The organism is Micromonospora andamanensis, assembly GCF_016863495.1.
GTDB lineage: Bacteria > Actinomycetota > Actinomycetes > Mycobacteriales > Micromonosporaceae > Micromonospora > Micromonospora andamanensis.
In genome coordinates this window covers 1-14766 of sequence record NZ_BOOZ01000080.1, presented here as the reverse complement: position 1 = coordinate 14766, position 14766 = coordinate 1, and the positions used below count along the sequence as shown (strand labels likewise).

The 14766-nt window shown below is 66.4% G+C and carries 15 protein-coding genes; 8 read left to right on the top strand and 7 right to left on the bottom strand.

Annotated features, from left to right (window positions below; translation table 11 throughout):
• Positions 1–293: 293 nt before the first annotated feature.
• Entirely contained in the window at positions 294–566 is a 273-nt protein-coding gene (locus Van01_RS31735) for a nucleoside/nucleotide kinase family protein (RefSeq protein WP_204015462.1), read from the bottom strand.
• Between the two features lie 22 nt (positions 567–588).
• Between Van01_RS31735 and Van01_RS31730 the strand changes: the two genes are divergently transcribed.
• The gene (locus Van01_RS31730; RefSeq protein ID WP_204015459.1) at positions 589–2469 is read left to right on the top strand and encodes an AlbA family DNA-binding domain-containing protein; all 1881 of its coding nucleotides are present in this window, start codon (positions 589–591) and stop codon (positions 2467–2469) included.
• Positions 2470–2694: 225 nt separating this feature from the next.
• Here the strand turns inward: Van01_RS31730 and Van01_RS31725 are convergent, their stop codons facing one another.
• On the bottom strand, positions 2695–3684 hold the full coding sequence (locus tag Van01_RS31725) for an SDR family NAD(P)-dependent oxidoreductase (protein WP_204015457.1): 990 nt from the start codon (positions 3682–3684) through the stop codon (positions 2695–2697).
• On the opposite strand from Van01_RS31725, the gene Van01_RS31720 reads away from it, so the two are divergent.
• The 3 genes from Van01_RS31720 to Van01_RS31710 all read left to right on the top strand — a co-directional run bounded on the left by Van01_RS31720 (position 3671) and on the right by Van01_RS31710 (position 5404).
• Positions 3671–3994: a winged helix-turn-helix transcriptional regulator gene (locus tag Van01_RS31720; RefSeq protein ID WP_204015455.1), complete on the top strand. Its 324-nt coding sequence runs from the start codon at positions 3671–3673 to the stop codon at positions 3992–3994. The genes Van01_RS31725 and Van01_RS31720 overlap by 14 nt on opposite strands.
• A gap of 119 nt (positions 3995–4113) precedes the next feature.
• On the top strand, positions 4114–4284 hold the full coding sequence (locus Van01_RS31715; RefSeq protein ID WP_204015453.1) for a hypothetical protein: 171 nt from the start codon (positions 4114–4116) through the stop codon (positions 4282–4284).
• 745 nt (positions 4285–5029) lie between these two features.
• Entirely contained in the window at positions 5030–5404 is a 375-nt protein-coding gene (locus Van01_RS31710; RefSeq protein WP_204015452.1) for a hypothetical protein, read from the top strand.
• Between the two features lie 315 nt (positions 5405–5719).
• On the opposite strand, the gene Van01_RS31705 is transcribed toward Van01_RS31710, so the two are convergent.
• The 3 genes from Van01_RS31705 to Van01_RS31695 form a co-directional block, all read right to left on the bottom strand.
• Positions 5720–9022 (bottom strand): P-loop domain-containing protein, encoded by a 3303-nt coding sequence (locus tag Van01_RS31705; RefSeq protein WP_204015451.1) that lies wholly within the window; start codon positions 9020–9022, stop codon positions 5720–5722.
• A gap of 74 nt (positions 9023–9096) precedes the next feature.
• Positions 9097–9525, bottom strand: a complete 429-nt coding sequence (locus Van01_RS31700; protein WP_204015450.1) for a chromosome partitioning protein — start codon at positions 9523–9525, stop codon at positions 9097–9099.
• 5 nt (positions 9526–9530) lie between these two features.
• Positions 9531–9899: a hypothetical protein gene (locus Van01_RS31695; protein ID WP_204015449.1), complete on the bottom strand. Its 369-nt coding sequence runs from the start codon at positions 9897–9899 to the stop codon at positions 9531–9533.
• Positions 9900–10498: 599 nt separating this feature from the next.
• On the opposite strand from Van01_RS31695, the gene Van01_RS31690 reads away from it, so the two are divergent.
• The 4 genes from Van01_RS31690 to Van01_RS31675 all read left to right on the top strand — a co-directional run bounded on the left by Van01_RS31690 (position 10499) and on the right by Van01_RS31675 (position 13235).
• On the top strand, positions 10499–11425 hold the full coding sequence (locus Van01_RS31690; protein ID WP_204015448.1) for a tetratricopeptide repeat protein: 927 nt from the start codon (positions 10499–10501) through the stop codon (positions 11423–11425).
• Between the two features lie 175 nt (positions 11426–11600).
• Positions 11601–12038 (top strand): N-acetyltransferase, encoded by a 438-nt coding sequence (locus tag Van01_RS31685; protein ID WP_204015446.1) that lies wholly within the window; start codon positions 11601–11603, stop codon positions 12036–12038.
• 48 nt (positions 12039–12086) lie between these two features.
• The gene (locus Van01_RS31680) at positions 12087–12338 is read left to right on the top strand and encodes a hypothetical protein (protein WP_204015443.1); all 252 of its coding nucleotides are present in this window, start codon (positions 12087–12089) and stop codon (positions 12336–12338) included.
• A gap of 153 nt (positions 12339–12491) precedes the next feature.
• Positions 12492–13235 carry an SDR family NAD(P)-dependent oxidoreductase gene (locus Van01_RS31675; RefSeq protein WP_204015440.1) on the top strand — a complete coding sequence of 248 codons (744 nt, stop codon included), beginning with the start codon at positions 12492–12494 and terminating at the stop codon, positions 13233–13235.
• A gap of 337 nt (positions 13236–13572) precedes the next feature.
• On the opposite strand, the gene Van01_RS31670 is transcribed toward Van01_RS31675, so the two are convergent.
• Entirely contained in the window at positions 13573–13977 is a 405-nt protein-coding gene (locus tag Van01_RS31670; protein ID WP_204015438.1) for an SgcJ/EcaC family oxidoreductase, read from the bottom strand.
• Between the two features lie 243 nt (positions 13978–14220).
• Positions 14221–14766: DUF2625 family protein (locus Van01_RS31665; RefSeq protein ID WP_204015434.1), on the bottom strand; the 546-nt coding region annotated here is incomplete at its 5' end.

Here is a 14766-nt window from a genome sequence, read left to right as displayed (position 1 = left end):
CCAATTTCGCGGGCCACGTAACGAAGGAGCAGCAAGGACCGCGCGCCGGTTGCGGGAGATGCGTGCACTGTCGACCACGATGCGGCACCGATGCAGTGGCCTTGCGACTGGGCGCCACGGTAGTGACTAACGAGCTTGGTTGGGAAGGTCACGCATGATGCGGGGGGCTTCGAAGTTGCGGTTGTCGATGACAATGTCGGCTCGTTCGGCTGGGCGGATCTCGGCCCGGTAAACTCCTCGCCCGGGATGTAGTACGTGCGGTACCGCTCAGCCGCCGCCTCCGCCGAGGCCATTCACGCCTGGTCACGGACCGTGCCGCGGTGCAGCACGTCCGTCGCCTCGATGTGGACGTAGACGCGTAAATCCCAGTGTCGTGACAGGGCCGGCTTCTGTAGGAACCCGCCGTCCGCTACGAGGATCGCGTCGTCCGGAGCCACGTGGACGCCGGAGTCGATGGGCGTACGGCCGCTGAAGTCCATGATCTGGGCGCGGTAACGACGGTTAGTGCCGGGACCGAGGGGCGCCAGCAGCTCGTCGTGGATGGACCCCGAAACGTCGAAGTTCACGCGGTGCCCTCACACTGGTCACATGAGCAGCAGCCCAGCGGCGACCGCGCGAGAATGGGTGGCGTCCCGCAGCTGGGACCGGTTTGTCGGAAGCCCGGAGTCCGCGGTCCTGGACGTGAAGTCCGGCGTCTACCCGCTCGACGATCCCGCCGGCACCGGCGAGCTGATCAAGGACGTGGCCGCGTTCGCGAACAGCCGGGGCGGGCTGCTGCTCGTCGGATTCGGCACACGGGTCGAGAACGGTCGCGAGATCATCGATGAGCTGAAGCCCGTCCCGGCGCGCCTGGTCGATGTCGATCGGTATCGCAAACTCGTCCGCGACCGCGTTCGACCTCTCGTTCGTGATCTCAGCATCGACTTCTATCCCGTCGATGACGAGCGCGGTGTGCTGGTCATCGACATTCCCTCGCAACCCGAAACGGCCAAGCCGTTCGTCGTCCCTGGACCCGACGGCAGGAAGACGCCCACGGCGGTCGGTGTCCCGATCCGGGATGCGGACGCGACCCATTGGCTGTCTCATGATGGTCTTCAGCGGCTGCTCTCGACCGGCTGGAATGCCGTGGGCGGCCCACGCGCGGACATCATCGACGCGTTGAACAAGGCCGTCGCCGCCGCAGTTCCCGCGTTCCCGAAGCCTGCCCATCCCGAGGTGGGCGAAGGCGCCGGACGTCAGCGCCGGAACTTCACCACCGCGTACGCCGCCGGAGGTGGACAGACTGCCCTCGGGTATCCGACGCAGCCGGTCGCCGCGGTTGGCCCCGGCCTGATCCAACCGCTCGCCGGCCGCGACGGCGCGCCCGGCCCAGTAATGACCGTGTTGCCTGACCGAGGGGGCGCGGTTGTTCCGGGCGACATCTGGGAAGACCTATGCGAGGCGGGCAACGCCGCCGACACGGAGACGGCCATCAGCAACGTCGGCCTTCCCTCGGCCCCGGCCACCACCTCTCTGCTGATCCGCGCCGACGCGCAGACGGTCGAACTGGAGGGCGGCAGGTGGGGACCCGGCCGGCTGGCCCAGGTGTCGCCGGGCGGACGGCTGCTGTGGCGACCGCACACCAGCCGTGACTTCGAGATGCACCACAACAACTTCGCGACCGGCGAACTCACCGAGCTGTACCTGCGTGCGGTCCTCGACGTCACCTGGCAAAGCTGGAAGTACAGGCCGCAGTCGCTACCGGTCGCGGTTCGGCAAAGGCACCGCGACCTGCTCACTGAGTCCGGCCTCGCCGCGCACATGTCCAAGCTCGTGCACCGCCACACAGAGGAAGTCGTTGCGCCGGCGTGGAACCTGGCCAGCGGCTCCGACAGCAATCACTCGGCCATCAGTTCCCACGTCCGGGCACAGATCACCCCGCCTGACGGCCCGCCGGTGGTAACCGCGAACTCGGTGCTACAAACCGGCAATTGGCGTTCTCCGTCGTCGGTCCTGGCCACTGTTGACCTGGGCACTAATCTTCGACCGCTCCCGAAGCTGCACCGTCCGTTGAACCCGGGCAGTATGCAAGCGATGCGTTCTCGCCTGTCGCTCGTCGACCTCGTTGACTCTCTGGTCGCGATGTGGGAGGCCATAGTCTCGCTGCCCGAGGCGCTGGAGCCCGACTTCATGAGGCTGCCGTACGCGGCGCCCCCATTCGTCGTCTTCTACATCCACGCCGGAACGGCCGCGCGCGACGCCGGAGACGAGGGCGTCGCCCACCAGCTGAATCTCCCGGACGTCCTCGATCTCACCCCGCTCGGCGACGGCCCACACGATGTTTCCCGGACGCAGACGGGCCTACGCATTGTCGGTCCGTTCGAGCCGGATCGCGCAGCCCGCCAGCGCCTGGTGGCCGACAGCCTCAATGATCTGGCCCTCAGCTGGGGTTTTCTCACCGCTGATGTGAACGGCTTGCTGTCCAACTGATACGGACCCACCCGGGACAGACCGCAATCTCCACCCCCGGCAGCCTCACAGCCGCGTCGGCTTGCCCGGCGGGCGCCGCGCTTAAGACGTAGACGGACAGTGACCTCGGCACCGGAACGACGTGCGATGACAGCGGCATGAGCGGATGCGCGCCGAGGCGGACGGTTTCGGTGTGGGCGGTGAGCGTCGTGAGAGCAGCGACCCACCAGTCTCGTTCGGTCTTGCCTATGCCTCGATGCTCTTGATGATCAAGTTGCGTAGTGTGCTGGCCAGTCGGCGGGCGGCGTTCAGGTCGAAGGCCGAGCCGGTGACGGCGATCGTGCGGCGTACCTGGAAGGCCGACAGTGCGGAGTCGGGCGGTGTGTCGATCCGGTCGACGATCGGCTCGATCGCCTTGTCGACCGGTGTGGCGAACATCTTTGCGATGAGGCTTACCGCAGTTCGGGTCGGTTGACTGAATGGTTCGGCGAGTCCTGTGTTCACGAACAAGGGGTTATACAGCATGTACCGGATGGGGCTGTCGGGATGCTCGTCGGTGAAGGCGACGCCGAGCAGGTCGTTGGCGCGGGCACCCTGCATGGTGGCAACGAAGGGTCGGTAGCGTCTGCGGAGTTGGAGGTCGTCCCAGTGCAGCCGGCCGGCCTTGCTGCCGGTGCCGCACAGGTTCACGATGACTGGGTGTGGCGCTCGTTCCAGTGCGGTGCATAATTCCTCGGCGAGCAGGTACCGGCTGAGCACGTACAACGCGAAGGTGCGCTCAATTCCCTCGGCGGTTTCCTGACGCTTGGTCTGATAGCGGAAGGCGCCGAACACCAATGCGTCGATACTCGGGTATCCCGTGCGTAGCCGTTCAGCGAGCCGGATAGTCATCGTCGGCGAACTTAGGTCGGCGAGCAGGAACGAGCATCGGTCGCCGGCGCTGAGCCGATCGGCTTCGGCGAGCAGCGTCTCACCCTTGATGTGGTTCGAACCGACGGCGATGACTCGGTCGCCTCGGCCCAGATAATGCAGAGTCAGTGCCTTGCCGATGCCCTGGGTTCCGCCGGTGATGACCAATGTGCGCACAGGACGTCCCTTTCCACTTGCCGGTACGCTCGATCTTCGGCTGACGGTGAAGACAGCGAAAGAAGGAACATTGATGTCTCCACTCCTCCCGGTGCCGGTTTCGGCGGAGGACCGATCCTCGTGCGCGGCAGCGGACGTGCTGCGGCGCACCGGCGACAAGTGGAGCGTGTTGCTGATGGCGGTGCTCGCGCAACGACCGTACGGGTTCAACGAGCTCGATCGGGCCGTGGACGGGTTGAGCCGGCGGATCCTCACCCGCACGTTGCGGGCATTGGTGCGCGACGGGCTGGTGGACCGGACACCGAATTCCGGCCCTGCCGCACGTGTCGACTACGCTCTCAGCGACCTGGGACGATCGTTGTTGCCACTCATCATCGAGGTCGGCCGCTGGGCGGAAACCCACGAGCACGACATCCGCAACGCACGCGCCCGTTACGACGCCGACGGCGAAGCTTGCTGATACCGGCATCCGCATCTCGGCACGACCACGCGCTGGCTCTGCCCTCCTCGGTCACGTACGGTGACGCTCGGACGGCGGCCGATCAGTGTGCCGGTGACCAGGTGCAGAATCATGTGCTCATGGATGTAGAACAGATCGCGGGCTCCTTCGTGGTGGAGATCGGAGTTCGGCAGACATGGCCGTTCGTCGGGCTCTGCGACAACCGATCCACACCCGCCCAGGAGACTCGCCTGTACATCGACGCTTCCTGGACCATCGAGCCTGAGTTCGGTCATTTCGTTAGTGCCTGAGGTTCGGTCGCGATATGCGTCCGTGTTCGCGGGTCAGGGCGCGGCGCATCGTCTTCTTGCTGGCCGGCTTACAACCCCAGGTCGTACGTCGCGGGTGCTGTACGAGGCGCTGGCCTCGGTGTTCACAGCCCTGGGGATCGACGCCCTGGCGACAGGGGGTCTTCCGGGACCTCGTGATCGCGCGGTTCGTGGAACCGCCTCGATCCGCGACACCGGCGTCGACATCACCCGCGGCGACCACCGCCGCCCTACGCTCCCCTGAGCCATCGACGTCCGAACAGCCCTGTGTCGCCGGCCGGGCGACCAACGTCGCCCTCGGGGCGACCGGCTCGATACCGAGGTCGAACTCGCCCTGACCGGGCTCGGCAAGCAACTCGCGGGCCAGCGAGACCAGCAGCCCCAACTCAGCCTCGGTATGCGCTGAACCCACATGAGCCACGATCCCCCGACGCCCGCCGACGGACTCGGGCGATCTGCACCGCTGTCGCGCCCGAGGCCGTCCGCACCTGCCCAATCCACGCCACGGACCCGAGCGTGGCGGAGCCGGTTAGTGCCTCAAAAACACCCCACCTGCACCCATAGCCCCAGGTCAGAGCGCTACCCACCGTCGCACCGAAAGTCGGTGACCGAAGTCAGGTTGCTGATACCGGCATCCGCATCTCGGCACGACCACGCGCTGGCTCTGCCCTCCTCGGTCACGTGCGGTGACGCTCGGACGGCGGCCGATCAGTGTGCCGGTGACCAGGTGCAGAATCATGTGCTCATGGATGTAGAACAGATCGCGGGCTCCTTCGTGGTGGAGATCGGAGTTCGGCAGACATGGCCGTTCGTCGGGCTCTGCGACAACCGATCCACACCCGCCCAGGAGACTCGCCTGTACATCGACGCTTCCTGGACCATCGAGGCAACCACCTCCACCAGCGGCGGCGTAGAGAACGACATCCGTTGGCTGACCACAGCCGCGGCACTCAACAACACAACGATCGACACCGCGTGGATCGACGAAGACGGCTGGCTGCACCTGACCACCGATTCCGGGCTTGCCCTGGCCGTATCAGGTGAGCCAGAGCCGTACACCACTGGCGAGCCATGGCGTCTGAGCGGCTGGCGTCCCGTTTGATCAGGCACACGTTATCCGCGGCATGAGAGTAAGTCGCGGAACAGCCCTGCGACCAGGCGAAGATGGCGCATCTCGTCGACAGGAGGGACTGCGTAGATGTGAGACGGAGCCGAAACGACACACTCCCCCACCGAACCCTGGGCTGGCCTCGACGTCGGTGGTGGCGTGCTTTGACGCTGTTCTTCGGAGAGGTGCAGACGCAGCTTGTCGGTGGCCACACGGGATGCGATCAATGACGCCACCAGCGCGCGTAGCGCCGCCGATCGTATGCGCAAGCTTCCTCCCGAAGCAGACCGGTCAGCATCGACGTCATCGTCAGTCGTGCACGTGCCGCCAACTCCCTTCCTTGCTGAGGGCGGCGCGGGCGAGAGTGGCCACGACCTCGGGTCGTCGGGTAATGAGTTGCGACAGGGCCGACGTCCATGCGCCGAGGGCGAGCGCTTCGGCAGTTAATCGCACTGCTCTTTGCTCGTCGCTGAATTCGGCGATGCCAAGGAGGGCCTTTGCCAGCTTGTCTGGTTCGACGATCCGGCGGGCCAAGCGCTCGGCTCGGTCGTAGTCGCCGCGCTTCGCCCGAGCGCGCGCCACCACGGTGAACGCGCTGCACGACCAACCAGGGCGCAGAATCGTCGAGGCGAGTTCCTCGGCACGGTCAACGTCGCCCAGCAGGACAAGGGCGTGCACGATGTTCGCCAAAGATCCGGCTCGGGTTCCGTGATCGGTGATCGTTTGCAGATGCAGCTCTGCCTCGGCGAGGAGCTCACGGGCACCGGGGGTGTCGCCGGCCTGGGCCGCTGACTGGGCTACCACCGCGAGACACCAGGTTCGGTCGCCCGGCTCCTTGACGCTGCGTGCCAAGTCCGCAGCCCGCTCCGGAGGCCCGACGGCCAAGGCCGCTAGGACCACGCTGGTCATCGCCCGGGGGAGGTTGCTCGGACGCACATGCGGGGCCTTGCTCAGCGACTCGTCGAGGAGCTCTTGTGCTCTCTCGAGCATGCCCAACGACGCCCATGCCTGGCTCAGGTGGGCCAGGTAGATCATGGCGTAATACGGATCGGTCATGCTGCGGACTAACACCGCGGCGAACATGAGGAGGTCGCGCGCCCACGGTGTACCCATTAGCGAAACACCTGTGACTGCAAGATGTTTCGCCTTCCACGCCACGGTCTCCCCGTCGGTGATTCGCTGCAAGACGTCCGCCATCTCGGTGAACATGCACCGAGCCGTTTCGGGATCACCCGTCTCGGCGAGCGCTTGGGCGAGACAAGCTCGTTCGTAGATTCGCTCGGCCGGATCGTCGCTCATACGAGCGAGTTGTTCGACCTCGAGCGCCAATTCCTTTGCGCGGAGGTCATCGCCGGCAGCGGCAACAACCGCAGCGACCTCCGTTAGCGCGCGAGCCCGAGCCTTCTGTCCCTGTTCAGTGCGGGCCGCGTGTTCCGCGGCTTCGGCGAATTGTTCAGCCCAGGCAAGGTCTCCTTCCCGCGCAGCGACGCCGGCCGCATGAACGAGAGCCTGCCGTCGGTCGGCGGCCGCGCTGATCGCCGAGGCGGCGCGTTCGGCGCTGCCGAAGTCCGCAGCGGCGGCTGCGGCTCGCACCAAGCAGTCCTGAAGGTGGTCTTTGAGCTGCTGAGCGTCTTCGGACTCCACGATTCGCACGGCCCAGGCCACGTCGCCAATCTCGACCGCTGCCGCGATGATGCGTTGGAATCCGAAGTGTCGTAGCCGAATGTCGGTGATCTCGGCGACCGCAAGTTCCGCATCCGCGATCAAAGGACGGCCATCGTCGTGGTCACCCATGGCAGTGCGCGCCATGGCAATCTCGGCTAGGGCAAGGCAGCGGCTGTAATTGTCTAGATTCCGGGCCATGGATGTCGCTTCGCAAGTCAGGGCTTCGGCGCCTCGATGGTCCCCGTGCGCCAAGAGTTTCCCAGCAACTTTGATCAGCGTGGAATATCCACTGTCCGGATCCGCGCTGTCCCGAGCCAGTGCCACGGCCTCCCGGCACAGAGTCAGGGCTTTGTCTCGATCGGGAGCCGTGGCGGCGATCACCGCGAGACCGTCTGCGCGTACTGCCGGGTCGGCTATCTCGCGGATGAGGCGCTCGGCGCGGGCGAACAGCCCGATCTCGGCGATCCTGACGGCCATCGCGGGAACGCCGTCAGGCCAGGCCAGCTCTGCCGCGAGTGCCGCCTCTTCCGCGAACTCGAACGCCGCGTCTGGTGACTCCCCCCGCCGGACAATCGCCTGACCGACGCCCGCAAGGGCTTCCGCGCGGAAGTCCGGGTAGTCGATGCTCCGGGCTAGGTGGCCGGCCCGGACTGGTCGACTGATTGTGGCCCAGACTGCAGGGAGCGCCGGCGGGATGGATTTGTTGCGATCCTGTAACTCGTTACGGCGTACCGACAGTACGGCGAGCGCCTCCAGATCCACCTCATCCGCCGTCAGCAGCAGGTTCTGGACGGTAGTCACCTCGGTGATTGCCGCAGTGTCCCCGCCCGTCAGCTCCAGCATCAGCTCGTGCCGGGCCGGCTCACTCGCCAGCGCTGCCAGTCGGTTGAGATCCCCCTTCATCTCCAGCAATCGTGGATAACCGCGCAGTAGATACTCCGGTGTCTCCGCTGGCCATTCCCGATACTCGTCAGCCCACGTGTGCAGGCGATCCTGGAACTCTGCGAGCTTCTTCGGCCCCATGTACCGGCAGGCCGCATTGTGGATCTCCTCGTGTCCGAGCAGGTATGCCTCGTCCGTCTTCCACTCTCCCGCACGCCGGGTGAAGGTACGCCCCGCCACCGAGTGCAGCACGTCCTCGATCTCGGCCAGATCTCCGCCGGTCAACTCGCGAAGGTCCGCCGCCGACAACCCGCCCCGGGCCGCCGTGATCAGGCCGAGTAGATCCCGTTCCACCGGTGTCCCGGAATGCAGCCGCCGGACTTCCGACTTGCCGAGCCGCTCGATGTCACGGGCATACGGCGACTGGCCGAGGATCCGGAGGATCCCCGGATCACGCAGCGGATGCCAGTCGGGCACGTCGTCGGGGATCGGAGGATTGGGGCGTCCCGCCACGATGATGCGCATCCCGGCTGGCGGATGCCCCGGTAGTAGCGCGGCGATGCTGTGCGCGTCCGGCCCGACGGTGGTGCCGCGGTCTTCGTCAAGCCCGTCGACCACAAGGATCAAGCGATTCCCCGCCGACCGGCAAGCCGCTGCGGCCTGACTCAGCAGGTCGAGTAGGAAAGCCTCCCGGGTGACCTCGCCGGCCGCGATCGGCAGCTCCTGCCCGGTGAGCTGGCACAGCTGCTCCAGGAGAACGGTGGTGAACGCTTCGCGGGTATCCTGAGCCGCAAGCCGGGCGGTTATGAAGAACGAGATGATCCGGATCCGGCCGGTCAGGATCGCCGGCGGGCGCAGCACGAACGTCGACATCAGCGCCGATTTGCCGGTCCAGGCGGGTGCACGCCACCAGATGTACGGCCCTCGGTGTTCGTCGAGGCAGAAGGCGGCTAGGTCGGCGAGTTCCGTCTCGCGGCCCAGCAGCTCGGGTGGCGCGAGACGGCGTACCTGCTCCAGATAGGCGCTTCGGACAGTGACCCGGGACGCGCCCTGCACGATCGTCACCTGGCCGGCGGAACCGATGCCAATCCCGCCCGCACTACCATTCCCCGTGCTGTGCAGGAATGTGCCGGGTACGGTCAGGGGAGAGACCGGCCCGGCGGCGGAGGGTCCGCCGAGTTCAGGTAGACGTCACCGCCGACCTGACCGATAGCGACCCCGGATGATTGGGCATCGGCGTTGGCGTCGCCGGTGAAGATCCGTGTACCGACACGGCCGGTCCTCAGTTCGGCGAGCGCGGCAGTCACCGCGGCGGCGAATTCGTCGTCCTTGCGGGCCGCCGCGGTTATGGCGAGCTCGATCTGCTGGCGGGTCAGCTCGGAAACGTTACCGTCGCCGGCCTCCTCCTCGGCGTCCAGAAGCGCCGGGTGGTCGCCCAGCTTTCTCACCACCAGCCGATGGATCTTATCCCGACCGGCATCGGCATCGGGGGGTGCGCCGTTCCGGCGAACCTGGGCCATTACCCAATCGACGACATAGCCAGCGAGCGCATTCGCCTCGATCACCATGCGCGTCATTGTCGCGCCTCGGACCGCGATGAATCATCAGTGTCGTCAACCCGTCTCACCGGAGGCCGCTGCTGGCCGATGTGAAAGTCTCCACCAACCTGTCCGACCGCGATCCCATGATCGGCAGCCCGCGCGTGCGCGTCGCCCCAGAAGGTGGGCAGTGCTCCGGCCGGCCGTTCACCCTTCTCCGCAGGACGCCGGGCGAGTACCAGCCCGTACACCGTCATCGGCACGCCGATCATCGCGACCAGCGCGGCGATCACGCTGCCCCACTTGTCGGCATCATCGAGTCGCAACACCGCGAAGCGGATCCCGAGCCCGACCAGCACACATCCGGCCACCAGCAGCGACGTCCACACAAGGACCCGTTTCATGACTACGTAAAATACCACTCGCGCGCACTCAGAGGCTGCTCAAGGCCTCGTCCAGCAGGGATCCGAAGTGGTTCTGTAAGCAGCGCAAAAGCTCACCGGATGCAGTTTTAGATTCTGGGCAGGCTTCGCCAGGCGGGCAGTTCAACCGCCGTGCCGGAAGCTCCATGCAGCCGGGCGCAGAGCCGGACCTAGTACTCGTTACTGCTGTCCTAATGTTTCAGACTTTAAGCGTTGACCAGTCGCACTTCGCCGTTGGCTAGAAGTCAGGCTACCGACGGCGTGCAGGGCTTTCTGATCCAACCTCCCAAGCGAAGTCGCATACCCTTTGTGGTGATTTGACGGCCTGAAATGGTACGAACGACAGCGCACTCAACTCGGCACGTCCGGACAGAACCCGGGCCGGCTCAGCGGGACGCTGTAGGGCGCGGCTCGCGGCCAAATGAGTGAACCCGATCATCGGCGGCTGCCGTCGTCGCGACAGCGCCGGGCTTCTGGCCGTAGCCGCCATGGGCAGCGTTCGTCTGGCCTGGGTCTGCACCGCCTTTGGCGGTGTACGGACCTCGTCGCCGGCGCTGCCGGCCGGCGCTAAAGTGTCGATCGTGTCGACGACAGGAGCGCTCGCCCTCGCCCAGGTGATGGCCCACTGCGGCGGCTCGCCCGCCGCGGCGACGAGCTTCATCGCGCGAGCGGTCGCCGCCGATCCGCGCGATCCGGAGCCGTACTCGGCGTTGGAGCACCTGCGGCGCGAGCTGCCCGCCGAGGTCACGGCCGTCGTCGCGGCGGCGAACACGATCGGACCGATGCTGGCCCGCGCCTATCTGTCCTTCGTTGACGGCGACATGGACGAGGCCGCGATGTCGCTCGGCGCGGTCACCGGCTACCAGCCGGACGTGCCGTGGGCGTCCGCACCGTGGTTCGGCGACGAGCGATTCCTCAGCGCCGTAACCCCGGCCGCCGTCGCCGAGGCGACGATGCGCATTAACGACTACGACCGTGACCTCGACACCGACACGGTCCGTGAGTGCCTGGCCCCGTGGTTCCAGGCGATCGAGGCGGTCTGCGACCGGCATGCGGACCCTGACGCGATGGCCCGCATGGCAATCTTGCTGCGCGTGTGCGGCCGCACCGACGCGTCGTTCGCCCTGTGCGACCAGGCCGACGCCGTGCGACGCGTCCCGTTCACCGAGGTTGTCCGCGCGGGCACCTGGCGCCACATCGGCAACCGTGCCGAGACGGCCGCGGCCTTCCGGCGCGCCCTGGCGCTCGATCCGGCCAACTGGTCGCTGCACCTCGACCTGGCCGATCTGGCCGCCGAGAACGGCGACTTCGCCGAGGCCGCCGTGCTGGCCACTCGCGGCGAGGAACTTGAGCCGGACGACGTCACGATGCGGGCGGCCGCCGCCGCGTACCGTGCCCGCTCGACCGGATCGGTCGCTGACCTGAACACGCTCACCGACCTAACGCCGCAAGTGCCCGAACCCTACCGCCAGACGCTCATCGAGTACGCCTACGCTCACGGCACCTAGGACATCTCACGGTTCGATATCGCGAGTCCGGCGCCGCCTCGAAGGCCGACCCTGGTTGCCCGCCTCGCCCGTCCATTCAGGCACGGTGACGAGTCGTAGGAGACCGGCGCGCACGGTCGGCGGCAGATCCGGAGGTCGGGCAACCAGGACGTACGGCCGACATACCATGCCTGCTGTGACCATCAAGGTAGAACTCGTCGAAGCTTGCAGCGCCGAGATTACCGAAGCGTTCTGCCGAGATGAGCCACTGTTGTCGAGTCGGCCGAGTCGCCTCAGCCCAGAGACGTTGGCCTACATGGTCGCGTCGTCCGCCTACCAACTCCTGGTCGCCCGCGGGACTGGGAGCATACGCGCCACGCTTACCATGGCCGTGTACCAGACCCCCCGTGGAGTGAAGGCCCGGATCGACGACGTCGTGGCTGAACAGACGGAAGACGGCCAGGCGGCCGCCGTCGCAATGCTGCAAAGAGCCGTACGGCACGCAGAAATGATCGGTGCTTCCGTTATTCAGCTCGTGTCAAAGCCGGCGTTGACGGTGGCAAACAGCACCTATGAACGACTCGGCTTTCGGTCGGAGCGCCATGGGATCTACTACCGGACAGTGCAGAACTAACCCGCCCACCCGGCGGACGCACTGGCCCTACGTCGTGAGCACGCCAACATGATCGCCGACATCTGCCACCAGCTTCCAGGGCTCCTCGCGCCGCAGCGACGCGATCGACTCGCCGACGGGCTGCGCTACCAATGGCGAACGGCGAGCGCGACCAAGCGCCAGTGGCTGTCGTCCCGCTGGGACCACCAGCACTACGACCACCGTTGGCGCAACGAGGCCGTAACTGGAAGGCCGACCCTCGACGAGAACAACCGCGAGGATCGACCGCCGACCCCACCTGTCGAACCCAACGCCCCCTGATTCCGGACGGCCCCGAGCTACCTGCGGCAGAAGAGGATGCTGTCGGCGGTGCGGCCGGTCCCCACGGGGCATGGGGCCGTGGGTGCCGGTATGGCGAACGCGTCGTCCGATCACCGCCAGACGGCTGGCCTTTTGTCGACCAGGCTTTCCGTCATGAACAACGCACTTGACGGCAAGGTAGCTCTCGTTACAGGTGGTGGTCGTGGCATTGGCGCCGCGGTGGCCCTGCGCCTGGCCCAGGACGGCGCCGATGTGGCGCTGACGTTTCAGCAGAATCAGCAGCGCGCCGACGACGTGGTGGACCAGATCAAAGCGGTAGGACGGCGGGCGATCGCCGTGCAGGCCGACAGCGCCGACCCGGCGGCAGTGGTCGCCGCAGTGGACCGGACCGCCGGCGAGTTGGGTCGGGTGGACATCCTGGTCAACAATGCCGGCGCGTTCCTGCTGGGACCGCTGGAGCAGCTGAGCCTCGAAGAGTTCGAACAGACCGTCGCGGTCAACGTCCGGGCACCGTTCGTCGCCTCGCAGGCCGCAGTGCCCCACATGTCGGCCGGTGGCCGGATCATAAACATCGGCAGCAACATGGCGCAGCGGGCGGTCTTCCCAGGCTTCTCGCTCTACGCGATGAGCAAGACCGCCCTGATCGGCCTGACCAAGGCACTCGGACGCGAACTCGGCGGCAGGGCGATCACCGTGAATCTGGTGAACCCAGGAGCCACGGACACCGAACTGAACCCGGCCGACGGCCCCAACGCCAACACGATCAACGGGTTCACCGCCCTCGGCCACTACGCGAAGCCAGCCGACGTAGCCGCTGCGGTGGCGTTCCTCGCCAGCCCGGACGGGCGTTACATCACCGGGGCAACGGTCAACGTCGACGGAGGCTTCACCATCTGATTCATCGGCCCACCACCGGGCTGTCCACCCTTGCGCACGGCTACGGCCCGTTCCTCCAGAGAAAGCGGGCCGTACCTTTTTGCCAGCTACTTGGCCCGCGAGCCAGGCATCCTCAACTCGGCACGACCACGCGCCGGCTCTGCCCTCCTCGGTCACGTGCGGTGACGCGCGGTCGGCGGCAGATGCGCGCACACGATCAAGCTCGGATCCGCCGCTCGTTGGCGCGCTGGAGGAATGACTGATGGACCAGCCGGCGATGTGGAAGGTGAAGCACGCTGGTCGCGGCTACATCGTCGTGAAGGTCACCACCGGCGGCCCGTGTGACGTCGGAGCCGCACTATGCTTCGACCGCAACGGCCGTGTTCTGGTTGGCGGTCAGTCGCCACTGACCGTCCTCCTTGGACATCACGTACATCGGAGTGCCCTCACCCAGCTCGGTCACCGGTTCACCCGTCAGGGAGAAGTGCCGCTGGCGAACCTTGACTGCAGCGACGTCCTCCCGGATGAACAGCACGTGCACGACCTCGTATGAAGGGATGAGGTCTCGCATCGCACCGGGCAGAACCTGCTTGGTGAACGCCGCGATGGCGCCCCGGCCGACGAGGAGCTTGCCGGCTCCGGTGGTCCAGATCGCATCCTCGCGGAACAGGGAGACGAACTCCTCGACCAGTTCCTCGCGTTGCGCGTGTTCGAGAGCGGCGACCACGTGTTCGATGGCGGTGATCTCAGCTTGACGGTCCATGACACGACCGTGGTGCCTCAACCGAACTTCAGGTCAAGTGCAGTGTGACCCGGACTACATCTGTGCCACCAGTCGATCAACCGTCACGTCCGATCGTGTCCGCAACGCCGCCCATGGCATCTTCGAAGCGGTAGCGGCGATCGGATGCTCGCACATCGGCAGGACCGCGCGTCGAGCACCGCCACGCCCCGACTGAACGTGACGCACGATCGGCGGCAGATCAGTGAAGCCCAAGCCGCGTCTCTACGTGTCGCGTTGACCGTCTTGCGTCACGCCGAGCAGGGATATCGCCTCGGACATCGGTACCGGGCGGCGCGATGCCGCGTTGAGATCCTTGCCTTCCTTGGTCCACAGCGGAGGAAAGACGTTGATGGCCTCGTCGAGTCGACACGCTCTAACCTCTTCGACCCATCCCTGCCAGCGCAGAGACTCGTAGAACCCCGTCACCGCACCACCGATCATGGCGGCGAGCCAGTCGCCGTAACCCTGCTCGCAGTCTTCCCAGCGCACCGTGTCCGGTGCGAGATACCAGATCGTCGGCTTGCCGCTAGAGTCCGGCATCCAGGCGAACTGACCGCCCAGGACGTCTTGCGCCACGATGACGCCACCGGCGACGTTGTCATTGATCTCGCCGAGACTGGCCAGGTGAACTTCGTCGTTACCTGATCCCAGGACTCGCAGCCACCCATAATCGAGCACCAGGCCACCGCTGCGGTGTACCACCGCACCCAACCATGACCGCGTCGTCACCTGCAGCCGCAGTAGCTCCTCGTCGGCGCGCTGCGAGTT